This is a genomic window from Hymenobacter siberiensis, assembly GCF_018967845.1.
GTDB lineage: Bacteria > Bacteroidota > Bacteroidia > Cytophagales > Hymenobacteraceae > Hymenobacter > Hymenobacter siberiensis.
This window is the reverse complement of sequence record NZ_JAHLZZ010000001.1, coordinates 2835635-2847884: the sequence shown is the minus strand read 5'-3', so window position 1 is coordinate 2847884 and position 12250 is coordinate 2835635. Positions and strand designations below refer to the sequence as shown.

Annotated in this window: 15 protein-coding genes; 9 read left to right on the top strand and 6 right to left on the bottom strand. The window is 59.4% G+C overall.

Annotated features, from left to right (window positions below; translation table 11 throughout):
- Positions 1-18 precede the first annotated feature (18 nt).
- From KQ661_RS12340 to rsmA, 6 genes are all read right to left on the bottom strand, one after another.
- Complete coding sequence (locus KQ661_RS12340; protein WP_216727169.1) at positions 19-855, bottom strand: alpha/beta hydrolase family protein; 837 nt, start codon at positions 853-855, stop codon at positions 19-21.
- Between the two features lie 100 nt (positions 856-955).
- Positions 956-1786: a nuclease A inhibitor family protein gene (locus KQ661_RS22855; RefSeq protein ID WP_216688632.1), complete on the bottom strand. Its 831-nt coding sequence runs from the start codon at positions 1784-1786 to the stop codon at positions 956-958.
- A 180-nt stretch (positions 1787-1966) separates the two neighbouring features.
- Positions 1967-2443 carry a transcription elongation factor GreA gene (gene greA, locus KQ661_RS12330; RefSeq protein WP_216688631.1) on the bottom strand — a complete coding sequence of 159 codons (477 nt, stop codon included), beginning with the start codon at positions 2441-2443 and terminating at the stop codon, positions 1967-1969.
- A 101-nt stretch (positions 2444-2544) separates the two neighbouring features.
- Positions 2545-3510: an NAD(P)-dependent oxidoreductase gene (locus KQ661_RS12325; RefSeq protein WP_216727168.1), complete on the bottom strand. Its 966-nt coding sequence runs from the start codon at positions 3508-3510 to the stop codon at positions 2545-2547.
- Complete coding sequence (locus KQ661_RS12320) at positions 3507-3926, bottom strand: hypothetical protein (protein WP_216726003.1); 420 nt, start codon at positions 3924-3926, stop codon at positions 3507-3509. Before KQ661_RS12320 ends, KQ661_RS12325 begins: the two co-directional genes overlap by 4 nt.
- Before the next feature lie 20 nt (positions 3927-3946).
- Positions 3947-4777: a 16S rRNA (adenine(1518)-N(6)/adenine(1519)-N(6))-dimethyltransferase RsmA gene (gene rsmA / locus KQ661_RS12315; RefSeq protein WP_216688628.1), complete on the bottom strand. Its 831-nt coding sequence runs from the start codon at positions 4775-4777 to the stop codon at positions 3947-3949.
- Positions 4778-4982: 205 nt separating this feature from the next.
- Between rsmA and KQ661_RS12310 the strand changes: the two genes are divergently transcribed.
- From KQ661_RS12310 to efp, 9 genes are all read left to right on the top strand, one after another.
- Positions 4983-6440 carry a leucyl aminopeptidase family protein gene (locus KQ661_RS12310; protein WP_216688627.1) on the top strand — a complete coding sequence of 486 codons (1458 nt, stop codon included), beginning with the start codon at positions 4983-4985 and terminating at the stop codon, positions 6438-6440.
- 118 nt (positions 6441-6558) lie between these two features.
- Positions 6559-7593, top strand: a complete 1035-nt coding sequence (gene pdxA / locus KQ661_RS12305; RefSeq protein ID WP_216688626.1) for a 4-hydroxythreonine-4-phosphate dehydrogenase PdxA — start codon at positions 6559-6561, stop codon at positions 7591-7593.
- 100 nt (positions 7594-7693) lie between these two features.
- Positions 7694-7972 carry a type II toxin-antitoxin system HigB family toxin gene (locus KQ661_RS12300; RefSeq protein ID WP_317196102.1) on the top strand — a complete coding sequence of 93 codons (279 nt, stop codon included), beginning with the start codon at positions 7694-7696 and terminating at the stop codon, positions 7970-7972.
- Between the two features lie 4 nt (positions 7973-7976).
- A complete protein-coding gene (locus tag KQ661_RS12295; RefSeq protein ID WP_216727167.1) occupies positions 7977-8345 on the top strand; it encodes a helix-turn-helix domain-containing protein in 369 nt (122 codons plus the stop codon).
- Positions 8346-8422: 77 nt separating this feature from the next.
- Entirely contained in the window at positions 8423-8956 is a 534-nt protein-coding gene (locus KQ661_RS12290; RefSeq protein ID WP_216688624.1) for a YceD family protein, read from the top strand.
- A gap of 68 nt (positions 8957-9024) precedes the next feature.
- Positions 9025-9255, top strand: a complete 231-nt coding sequence (rpmF, locus tag KQ661_RS12285; RefSeq protein ID WP_168674306.1) for a 50S ribosomal protein L32 — start codon at positions 9025-9027, stop codon at positions 9253-9255.
- A 118-nt stretch (positions 9256-9373) separates the two neighbouring features.
- Positions 9374-10315, top strand: coding sequence for a phosphate acyltransferase PlsX (gene plsX / locus KQ661_RS12280; RefSeq protein ID WP_216688623.1), 942 nt, complete (start codon positions 9374-9376; stop codon positions 10313-10315).
- Between the two features lie 149 nt (positions 10316-10464).
- Complete coding sequence (locus KQ661_RS12275) at positions 10465-11475, top strand: beta-ketoacyl-ACP synthase III (protein ID WP_216727166.1); 1011 nt, start codon at positions 10465-10467, stop codon at positions 11473-11475.
- A 147-nt stretch (positions 11476-11622) separates the two neighbouring features.
- On the top strand, positions 11623-12186 hold the full coding sequence (efp, locus tag KQ661_RS12270; protein ID WP_216726002.1) for an elongation factor P: 564 nt from the start codon (positions 11623-11625) through the stop codon (positions 12184-12186).
- Positions 12187-12250 lie beyond the last annotated feature (64 nt).

Below are 12250 nucleotides of genomic sequence, written 5' to 3'. Positions count from 1 at the left end.
GGTATATCCCCTTGCGAACTAAACCCCGCGCCGCTTCCCAGCCAGAAAGCGCGTCACCTCCCGCACGTACTTGTCGCCGTATTCCCCCTCACTCAACTTGTAAAACCCCTCCAGGTGTCCGCCCTCGAAGCAGAGCACCTGTCGCCGCTGCCGCCACCGGGCCTGCCGCGCCACCATTACCGAATCGGCCAGGGGCGTGTTTTTGTCCGCAGTGCCTCCTATCAGCAGCCAGGGGCAGTACACGCGGCGCGCTACTTGCGGGTAGTCGGCGGCGGCATCGGGCAGGGTCACCACCTTCTGGCTTCGCTGAAAAATAGCGGCCACCAACTGTTGCGGATTAGCCACGTAGCCCTCGGCAATGAGAAAGTCGCACTTGCTGGTAGCCGCTACCTCCGAGCCCATAATGATGCCCATCGAAAAGCCGATGATGCCCGTGCGGCTATGCGGATAGCGCTGGCGGGCATCTGCCAGCACGGTGCGCAGGTCGGTGGTGAATTCGGGGTAGTACAGCTGCTGCTGGTCGATGGCAAAGTCGCTGCTGTGCCCGAAGCCCCGGTAGTCGAATAGGTACACCCGGTAGCCGCTTTGGCTCAGCGCCCGCGCCTGCCAGAGGAAGTACGACATGTTGTTCATGTCGCCGTAGGCCATGACCATGGTGGTGTGCCGGTCGGGCACGTTGCCGGCGGGTTCCACTATCCAGCCGGTCAGTTGGGCGTGGTCGGGCGTGGCGAGGGCGGTGGTCTGATAGGTCAGGCCCCGCGAATCGGGGGTGGCTATCCATTCGGGGCTAGGCTTGAGGGCCCAGACGGCGGACGTCAGCAACAGGAAAAAACTTACCAGTAGAAGGCGGTACATGGTCAGGAAATAGAAAAGGAGCGAAGGGTTGTCGCTACAGACAGCCCTCCGCTCCTATCGTTGCAGCCGGCGCAATAGATGCGAGCTCAACCTGCACCTATCACGTTTCCGTCAGCACCGTTTTGAAGCCGGCCAGGGTGCCGTCCATCATTCGACCCAGGGCATAGGCGTGGATTTGCGGGCCCTTGCCCACGCGGTATACCTGCACACCGTCCATGTCCTGCTTCATAAACATTTGCAGGCTCTTGTAGCGATTTGAAAGCGCTACGTCGTTCAGCACGCCGTCGTCGGCGGTGTGGTTGCGCAGGAACTGGGTCAGCTCCAAGGTTTCTACGTTGGCATCGGCGGGCTCGCCCAGCAGCTTTAGCAACGCGGCGTTGGGGAGTTCGCCGCCCGGCGCGGCGTAGGCCACGGCTTCGAGCGGCGCGTCCGATTCGCTCAGGAAATGCAGGCCGGCCACCTGTTTCTGCAGCTCGGCGGGAACGGCGGCGCTGGCATCGGCCCCAGCAGGTTTAGCTTCGGCCAGGCCGCTGCCGCCTTCCACTTTGACGGCGATGGCGGCGGCCAGCTCCTTCATCCGCTCCTCGGGCACCTTGATTTTAGGGTTGGCGAAGTTCATGTCCGACACCTTATTCATCGGAATGAGATGAATGTGAGCGTGCGGCACTTCCAGCCCAATCACGGCCACGCCAATGCGCTTGCACGGCACGGCCGCCTGTACCGCCTTGGCCACGCGCTGGGCAAACACGTGCAGCGCCGCCAGCTCATCGGCCGGCATGTCAAAAATATAGTCGACTTCTTTCTTGGGAATCACCAGCGTGTGGCCTTCCACCAGCGGGGTGATGTCAAGAAACGCCAGGTGGCGGCCGTCCTCGGCCACTTTATAGGCCGGCAATTCGCCGGAAACGATGCGGGAGAAAATCGAAGGCATGTATTTTAGCTGTTAGCTGATGGCTTATAGCTGTTAGCTTTTCATTGCCCACGGCTCAAAAACATCTTGAATGAGGGAAAGATAACGCGAATAACGATAAAAGGCCCCTGCATTCCAGCAGAGGCCTTTCATTGAAAAAAAGCTAATAGCTATCAGCTAAACGCTAACAGCTTAAAACAGCTACCGCGAAATCTCCAGAATCTCGAATTGCAGCTTGCCGGCGGGCACGGTGATTTCGGCCGTATCGCCGGCCGATTTGCCCAGCAGGCCCTTGCCAATCGGCGACTTCACCGAGATTTTGCCGGCGGCCAGGTTGGCTTCCTCCTCGGCCACCAGGGTGTAGTCGAGCACCATGTTATTTTTCAGATTTTTCAGCTTTACCTTACTCATAATAAGCACTTTGCTGAAATCCATGTTGGTTTCGTCGATGACGCGGGCATTGCCCAGCACTTCTTCGAGCTTGGAAATTTTGAGCTCCAGCAGGCCTTGGGCATCCTTGGCAGCATCGTATTCGGCATTCTCGCTCAGGTCACCTTTGTCGCGGGCTTCGCGCAGGTCTTCGGCAGCCTTGGCCCGGCCCCGAACTTTGAAGTCCTGGAGGTCATCCTTCAGTTTTTGCAGGCCCTCGGGGGTGTAATAATTGATGGTGGTGGCCATGGGAGTAGATACTTGACGGTTTGGCTAAAAAGCAAGGAGAACGGCTGGCACTGCCAACCGTTCTCCCTTCTTAGGTTCCTGGCAAAGATACGCAAAACGAATTAGCTCCCCGCGTTTGCCCCCAACGCCCCGGCCCGAAAAGCCCGAATTTTCTCCACCAGCACCTCGTTGATGCGGGCGTAGCTCTCGAAGCTCCAGCCGCCCACGTGCGGCGTGAACACCACATTAGGGGCCGTTTTCAGGAAATCGAACGTGGCCTGCTGCGCCGGGCTGAGGGTCTGGAGCTTCTCATTGTCGAGTACATCCAGCGCTGCACCGCGCACCGTGCCCGCCTGCAGCGCGTGCACTAGCGCCCCTTGGTCTACTACTTCGCCCCGGGCGGTATTCATCACCCAGATTGGTTTTTCGAAACCCGCCAGCAGCGCCTCGTTTACAAAATGGTGGTTAGCCGCCGAGTACGGGATGTGCAGGCTAAGCACGTCGGCGCGGGCCTGCAGCTCGGCCAGCGGCACCAGCGTGGCGTGGCCATCAGTGGTCACGGCCGGGTCACTATCATGCGCCAGCACGGTGCAGCCAAACGCCCGCAGCCGCTGCGCAAATGCCCGGCCCATGTGCCCATAGCCCAGCAGCCCAATGGTTTTGCCGCCGATTTCGGTGCCCCGGTTGGCCTCGCGCTGCCATACGCCCTGACGCACCTCATAGTCGGCGCGGGCGATATTGCGCAGCAGCGCCAGCAGCAGCCCCACGGCAAACTCGCCCACCGCGTCGCGGTTGCCTTCGGGCGCATTCAGCAGGATTACGCCGGCCGTCGCCATCGCAGCCGTGTCAATATTATCGGTGCCGGCCCCGGCGCGGGCCACGTAGCGCAGCTCCGGGCCGTGGGCCAGTAGCTCGGCTGTCACGCGCAGCTTGCTACGAACCACCAGGCCCTCATAGGGCCGGGCGGCAAGGGCAGCGGGCACCTCGGCGGCGGTGAGCATCGGGCGGTAGTCCATCGCCACGCCGATGCTTTCCAGCATGGCGGGCAGCGAGGGGTGCATTTCGTCAATTACTAAACAGGTGCTCATAGACTTTTTTTGGTCAGATTATCATCGAATCGCAGCGAATCGTCCCCGCAAATTCTTTTCAGCTCCGTGTCAAACTGCTGCTTCGTGAATGACCCGCGAATGCCATGCCGCGCTACTTTCCGGTCTTGCGTCGCGGTTATTGGCAAGAGGTAGAACTGTGGATTGGTGCAAACTGCGCGCATAATAATGCACCGTTCATTGTAGCCAGCTTCCACAACCTGACAGTTAATTAGCGCATCAGCCAAACCGGATTTCTCATCTTCAAAATGCAGGTACCACGCACCAGAATTAGGCTCGACTTCGTCCAGATAATAATGCCCAACCAGATGCCTGGTCCTGTATTCATCACCCCAGAAACAGCCGGCCAGGAGCAACAACAGCAGCGGCAGCAGCTTCGTGATTCCCGAAACGTTCATCGTTAAGTCTCTGGCTTGGGTTACTCGGTTACGTCATTAATATCCAAATCTGGCAGGGCCGTGCCCGCAGCCTGATGCTGCGAAACCCGCTGCGTCAGCCCCACAAATTCGGCCACGCCCAACTGCTCGGCACGCTTGTCAAAAATTGGGTCGGTGGTCGCCTCCGCCGGCATGCCAAAGGGCTTCAGCGCGTTACGCAGCGTCTTGCGGCGCGTCTGGAATGCCTGCTTCACGACCCGGAAAAACAGCTTCTCGTCGCAGTCCAGCTGCAGCGTGCCGTTGCGCGTGAGGCGCACCACGGCCGACTCTACCTTGGGCGGCGGGTTGAAGACGTGCGGCGGCACCGTAAACAGGTATTCAATGGTGTAGAATGCCTGCAAAAGCACGCTCAGGATACCGTAGGTTTTCGAGCCGGGCGGCTCGGCCAGGCGCTGGGCTACTTCCTTCTGAATCATGCCCACCACTTCGCGCACCTGCTGGCGGTTATTGAGCACGGCAAAGAAAATCTGGCTGCTGATGTTGTAGGGAAAGTTACCGATGATAGCCAGCGGCTGGTCCGGGAACATCGTGGCCAGGCTCTGCTTCAGAAAGTCCGTAGCGTAAATGCGGTCGGCCAGCGCCGGGTAATGCACTTTCAGGTAGGCCACCGACTCGGTATCAATCTCCACCACGCTGGTTTGGTAGGCCGGGTTCTGGAGCAGGTACTGCGTGAGCACGCCCATGCCAGGCCCGATTTCGAGGACTTCTTTCACCTCATCGGGCAGTTGCAGTGCGCCCACGATGTTGCGGGCAATATTTGGGTCGGCCAGAAAGTGCTGGCCCAGGTGCTTTTTGGGGCGAACGGTATTCACGAGGTTTGGGCGTAAGGAAATAACAGAACGTCATGCTGAGCGCAGCCGCAGCATCTCTACCACTTCGTTGCATCAGTAATAGTTACTTGCGCGGTAGAGATGCTTCGGCTGCGCTCAGCATGACGTTCCAATTAACAACGCCAAAAAAACCTCGCTACCTAAACAGTACCTTGCGGCCTCAAATCTACGGCCTTCATCCCCGCTTATGTTCTTAGCCCTCGCTCACGCGGCCGCCGCGCCGGCCCAGTCCACGCAGGTTTTCATCCTGCCCACTGGCACCACCACCCTGCCCAAAGCCGCTGCCGGCGACTTGCCCACCGCCGCCCTGCAGTACGTGGAGGCCGCCCTGGCCAACGACCAGAAACTCGTTCACCTCAATCATTTCAGCCATCACCACTACTTCGTGGTGCTCGCCGATAAGCCCACCGCCCCCCAGGTAGCCGAGCAGCTGCGCCGCGCCGGCCACACCCTGCACGGCCAGCTGAAAGCCGAAAAAGTCGCTGAGGTTTTCATCGAAAATCTCAGCACCACCGCCAACGCCGCGCTACTACTAGCCGAAGGCCTGGCCCTGACCGCCTATCAGTTCGAAGGCTACAAAACCGACGAGAAGTCGCGCAAAGCTCCCGAATTGAAAGAAGTTTACCTGGTCGATAAATCCGCCACTGCGGCCCAGATTCACGAGCTCGATGGCCTGCTGCAAGGCGTGCTCCTGGCCCGCGACCTCGTCAACGCCCCGCTCAATAAGCTGAACGCCGTGCAGTTTGCCGAGCGCATGGCCCAGGCCGGCGACGAAGCCGGCTACACCACCGACATCCTCGACCTGGCCAAAATTGAAGCCCTGCGTATGGGCGGCCTGCTGGCCGTCAACCTCGGTTCGCCCGAGCCGCCCACGTTCAGCATCCTCGAATACAAGCCCAAAAACGCCCAGAACGAGAAGCCTTATGTCCTCGTCGGCAAAGGCGTGGTGTTCGATACCGGTGGCCTCAGCCTCAAGCCCACGCCCAACAGCATGGACATGATGAAGTGCGACATGGCGGGCGGCGCGGCCGTGGCCGGCACGCTCTTCGCCCTCGCCAAAAACCAGGTGCCATTGTACGTCATCGGCTTGGTGCCCGCCACCGATAACCGCCCCGGCGGCCTCGCCTACGCCCCCGGCGATGTTATCACGATGCACTCCGGCCTCACCGTCGAAGTAAAAAACACCGATGCCGAAGGCCGCCTGCTCCTCGCCGACGCCCTCAGCTTCGCCAAGCGCTACGAGCCCGAGCTGGTTATCGACCTCGCCACCCTCACCGGGGCCGCCGTGCGCGCCCTCGCCACCGAAGCCAGCGCTTCAATGGGCACCGCCGAACCCGCCACCCTGCAAAAGCTCAGCGAAGCCGGCTACGCCGTGCATGAGCGCCTGGTAGAATTCCCCCTCTGGGACGAGTACGCCGACCACATTAAATCCGACATCGCCGACCTCAGCAACCTGGGCAAGGGCGAAGCCGGCCACATTTCGGCCGCCAAGTTCCTGGAGCGCTTCGCCGTCGGCTACCCCTGGATTCACCTCGACATCGCCGGCCCCGCGTACCTGACGGCTGCCGAAAGCTACCGTGGCAAAGGCGGCACCGGCACCGGCGTACGCCTGCTGTATGAGTTCCTGACCAAGCAGCTCGCTTAACAGAACGTCATGCAGAGCGCAGCGAAGCATCTCGCGTGCCACCACTAATTCAATTGATTGAGTCACAATTGCACGCGAGATGCTTCGCTGCGCTCTGCATGACGTTCCTCTCATAGCAATGCCCCACAACCTTCCCCGCCTCGGCTTTTCCGTGGGCGACCTCGCCGGCATCGGCCCCGAAGTCATCTACAAAACCCTGCTCGATGAGCGCCTGCTCAAAATCTGCACGCCCGTCATCTACGGCACGGCTACGGCGCTGTTCGACGACTTCCCCACCCCCGCCGATTCCGAGCATCTTCAGTTTCGCCAGCTGCGCGACGTGGCCGACATCGCCCCTGGCCGTCTTAATGCCGTAACCTGCTGGGACGAAGATTTCGCCCTCGCGCCCGGCCAGCCCTCCCCCGCCACCGGTGCGGCCGCCCGAGAAAGCCTCCTCGCCGCCGCCCGCGACCTTAAGGCCGGCAAGCTCGACGGCATCGTGACGGCCCCCATCAGCAAGGACAACACCCAGGCCGACAACTTCCGCTACCCCGGCCACACCGAGTTTCTCACCAGCTTTTTCGAAGCTCCGGAAAGCCTCATGTTTCTGGTAGACGAGGATGTCGCCCTGCGCATTGCCACCGTCACTGGTCACATTCCGCTCAAGGACGTGCCCGCTAAGCTCACCGCCGAGCTGCTACGCACCAAAATCACGCTGTTGCTCAATTCACTCAAAAATGATTTTGGCATCCTCAAGCCGCGCATTGCCGTGCTCGGCCTAAACCCCCACGCCGGCGAAAACGGCCTGCTGGGCAAGGAAGAAGGCGAAACCGTTTCCCCCGTCATCCAGCAGTTCGCCCACGATGGCCACCTCGTATTCGGCCCCTTCCCGGCCGATGGCTTCTTCGGCACCCAGCAGTTCCGCCAGTTCGACGCCACCCTGGCCCTCTATCACGACCAGGGCCTGATTCCTTTCAAACTCATGGCCTTCGAGCGCGGCGTGAATTTCACCGCCGGATTAAACGTGGTACGCACCTCGCCCGACCACGGCACCGCCTACGGCCTGGCCGGCCAGTACAAGGCCGACGAATCGTCCTTCCGCGCCGCTGTGTACCTGGCCTGCGATATCTGGAAACAGCGGCGGGAAAATGCGGAGCCCCGTTCGGCAAGGTAGTTTCTTATCGGAAACGAAATTTTCTTTCTAATTTTGAAACGCGGCTGGCAACAGCCGCGTTTCTGGTTTCAATTCGTTCACGGTAATTATTAGCCGCGCCGTGCTGCGTGCTTTTGTACTTGCGCATCCCGATGCCGAAGCGGCTATAGAAGAATGGTATCATCATGTACGAACCATTGAATGGGCTAACGGTGCCGCCGTGCGTCAATCGTTTCGCACTGCCGACCATGTGGGCAACGAGCGTTTCGTTTTCAATATCAAAGGCAACCGCTACCGCCTGATAGCCTCCATTTCTTTCACTACCCGAACCATTTACATCAAGTTCGTGGCACGCATCGCCAATACGGCGCTATTGATGCAGCCACCGTTGAATTCATAAAGCCATGATTATTAATACCGCCGAGGAATTACGCGAGGCTTTTCGCCGATATGATACCTTGGAGGCCCAGGGCATCGATGCCCATCCCGAAATTCAGCCCGAGGCCCGGGCGCTGGCGGAAGCTATTGAGGAATATGAGATTCGGATGGAATGTTTCCCCCTTCCCCCCAAGCCCACCACCCTGCCGGCCATGATTGAGCTAAAGCGCCAGCAGCAGCACCTCAAGCAAAAGGAGCTGGCCGCCCTGCTTGAAGTGCCGCCCGGCCGCCTCTCCCAAATCCTGAGCGGCAAGCGCCGCGTGACCATGGACCTGGCCAAAAAACTCTACGAACGCCTGCACATCAGCCCCGAATTCATCCTCAAAACTGCCTGAACGACGGGGAAAATAGCCCGAACTTTTGGCAAAAAGCCGGATTTTCACTACTTTTGCCCCCTGCTATCCAGCCGACCGTGAAAAAAGAAAGCAAATACGACCTCAACTTAGCCAGACTGGCGCTAAAAACGCACCACTTTGAATTTGAGCTGGGTCCCGAATTCTTCGCCTTATTCGACCAGCCCCTGGTGGAGCAAGGCAATCTGCACGCCGACGTGGAGCTCATCAAGACCGAACGGCTGATGACGCTGAACTTCCACATCACCGGCACCGTGCAGCTCGCCTGCGACCGGAGCCTCGATGAATTCGACCAGCCGCTGGACATTGAGGAACAACTACTGGTGCGCTTCGGCGACGAGGCCAAAGAGCTGGACGACAACGTGCTGCAAATCACGCCCGAAACCCAAACCCTGCCCCTCGCTCAGCATCTCTACGACTACATTGGTCTGGCCCTGCCCATGAAGAAGCTGCACCCGCGCTTCCAGGACGAGGCCGACGAAAACCCCGACGCGCCGACCAAGCTCATCTTCAGCACCCGTCCTGCCGATGATGCGCCCGACGACGACGAGCCGGCCGACCCGCGCTGGGCCGCGCTGCGCAACCTGAATTAATCCGTCAGTGCCCCGAGTCGCTTCCCACTCGTTAACCGCAACTTCAATCCCCTAATTTCAACTAAACCATGGCACATCCTAAGCGCCGCACCTCCACCGCCGTTCGCGACAAGCGTCGTACCCACTACAAGCTGACCCCTAAGGCTGTGACCCTTTGCCCCAACACGGGCGAACTGCACCTGCGTCACAAGGCGTATGTGGTAGACGGCGACCTGTATCACAACGGCCAGCTGGCCATCAAAAACTACACGAAAACCAACGCTGCCCCCGCAGCCGACGTTGCCGAAGACGACGAATAGCGCGTTTGGTTGTTACTTCGCGGCACCACATGGTCCGGCTTCGCTCCTTTTTTAAGCCAGCGGGGCCGGATTTTTGGTACTTTTGCTTTCCGCTGACCTCCCTCCAAACACCTCTTTCATGAAAATAGCCCTCGACGCAATGGGCGGCGATTTCGCCCCCCAAGCCGCCGTGGCAGGTGCCCTTCTGGCTGCCGAGCAACTCGCCGGCCGGGCCACCATTGTCCTTATCGGCCAGGAAGACGCTGTGCGTCCCCTGCTTCAGGCTGCCGGCCCCGCTGGCACCGCGCTCGAGTTCGTTCCTGCTTCGCAGGTTATCGACATGGGTGAACACCCCGCCAAAGCCTTCCAGCAGAAGCAAGATTCGAGTATTGCCGTAGGCTACAAGATGCTTCTCGCGGGCACAGTCGACGCCTTCTGCTCGGCGGGCAACACGGGCGCAATGCTGGTTGGGGCCATGCTCACGGTGAAAGCCGTGCCCGGCGTAATTCGCCCCGCCATCGCCAACTTCGTTCCCAAACTAACGGGCCAATTCGGCATTCTGCTCGATGTAGGGGCCAACGCCGAATGCAAGCCCGAAATGCTGGAGCAGTTCGGCGAGCTCGGCTCGCTCTATGCGCAGTACGTGCTGGGCATTGCGCAGCCCAAGGTGGGCCTCGTGAATCTGGGTGAGGAAGAGGGCAAAGGCACGCCCATCACCCAGGCCGCGCACCAGCTGCTGAAAGCCAACCCGCACATTCATTTTGTGGGCAATATCGAAGGCCGCGACATGTTCAACGAGAAGGCCGACGTGGTGGTATGCGACGGCTTCACGGGCAATATCCTGCTGAAAATGGCCGAATCCATCTATGAGATGATGGAGGAAAAGCACATTCACGACCCGTTCTTCGACAAATTCAACTACGAGGCCGTGGGCGGCTCGCCTATTTTGGGTATTAATGACAATGCCATCATCGGGCATGGGCGGAGCACACCTTTGGCCATCGGCAATATGCTGGTGCAGGGCTTCAATATGGCCGACTCCGGGATTGTTGACCAAATAAAGGCTACTTTTAAGTCCTAGCCCCGGCTCCCGGCGGTGAAAAACCTCCGGCTTCGGCCGGATTTTTTTTAGATGCTTGGGCGCTCATTGCCGGAGCGTTGGGTGGCCGTACCCGGCCGCGCCGCCGCCCGCATTCCTATTTTACGCTTGCCCCGCCTACTTTTGCCCGTATGAAGATTACTGCCGCCATCACTGGTGTGGGTTCTTATGTGCCCGACTATGTGCTAACCAATGCCGAGCTTGAAAAGCTGGTGGATACCAACGACGAGTGGATTATGTCGCGCACCGGCATCCGCGAGCGTCGCATTCTGAAGGGAGAAAACCAGGGTACTTCCGTGATGGGCATCAAGGCAGTACAGCGATTGTTGGAGAAAACCGGCACCAACCCCGACGATGTGGAGCTGCTGATTTGCGCTACCACCACGCCCGACCTGCTGTTTCCGGCCACTGCCAACATTATTTCCAACGGTGTGGGTATCACCAAGGCCTTCAGCTTCGATATGAATGCGGCCTGCTCGACCTTTCTGTTTGCGCTGGCCACGGGCGCGCAATACATTCAGGCGGGCACGCACAAGAAGGTGATTGTGGTGGGAGCCGATAAGATGTCGGCCATCGTGGACTACACCGACCGCGCCAACTGCATCCTGTTTGGCGATGCGGCCGCTGCGGTACTGCTCGAACCCAGCACCGACGGCTTCGGCATTCTCGACCAGGTGCTGCGCACCGATGGCTCAGGCGAAGCCTACCTGCACCAGAAATCCGGCGGCAGCCGCCGCCCCCCAACGCACGCTACGATAGATGCCAAGGAGCACTACATCTACCAGGAGGGTGCCACGGTATTCAAATTTGCCGTGAAGAGCATGGCCGATGTGGCCGCCCAGGTAATGGAGCGCAACCACCTCAGCAAGGACGACGTGGCTTTTCTGGTACCCCACCAGGCCAATAAGCGCATCATCGACGCCACGGCCAACCGCATGGGCGTGGGGCCGGAGAAGGTAATGCTCAACATTGACCGCTACGGCAACACCACCAACGCCACCATTCCGCTGTGCCTGTCAGACTACGAAAGCCAACTGCGCCGCGGCGACAACCTGATTCTTGCAGCCTTCGGCGGCGGCTTCACCTGGGGCTCCATTTACATTAAATGGGCGTATGATGGCGATAAGGTAGCCAGTGTATAGCTGTTAGCTAATGGATATTAGCTGTTAGCTTTGTCCCTCATTTGGATTTCCGGTTGTTCAATAGCCAATGGCTTTTACCCAACCGCTCTCAAAAACACCCACAAAAAGGCTAATAGCTAACGACTATCAGCTAAAAGCTTAAAAACCATGGCATCAACCGCCGACTTCCGCAACGGGCTCGTGCTCAATTACAACAACGAGCTGCACGTCATCACCGAGTTTCAGCACGTGAAGCCCGGCAAAGGCCCCGCCTTTGTGCGCACCAAGATGCGCAACATCAAAACCGGTCGCACCATCGACAACACCTTCAACGCTGGGGTGAAAGTGGAAACCGCCCGCGTGGAGCAGCGCCCGCACCAGTTTCTGTACAAGGACGACTACGGCTATAACTTCATGGACAACTCCACCTTCGAGCAGATAGTGCTGCCCGAGGGACTGGTGCCTTTCGCCGACATCATGAAGGAAGGCCAGGAGGTAACCATCCTCATGCACGCCGAAACCGAGCAGCCCCTCACGGCCGAGCTGCCCACTACCGTTGACCTGGTGGTGACGTACACCGAGCCCGGCCTGCGTGGCGACACCGCCACCAACACCCTGAAGCCCGCCACGGTAGAAACCGGGGCCCGCATCCAGGTGCCGCTGTTTGTTGATGTGGACACCAAAATCCGCATCAAGACCAGCGACTACAGCTACGTTGAGCGCGTGAAGTAACCTCAAGCCGTGCGTTGCTGGCTGTTGGCCAGCAACGCACGGCCAATAGCTATCCATATGTCAA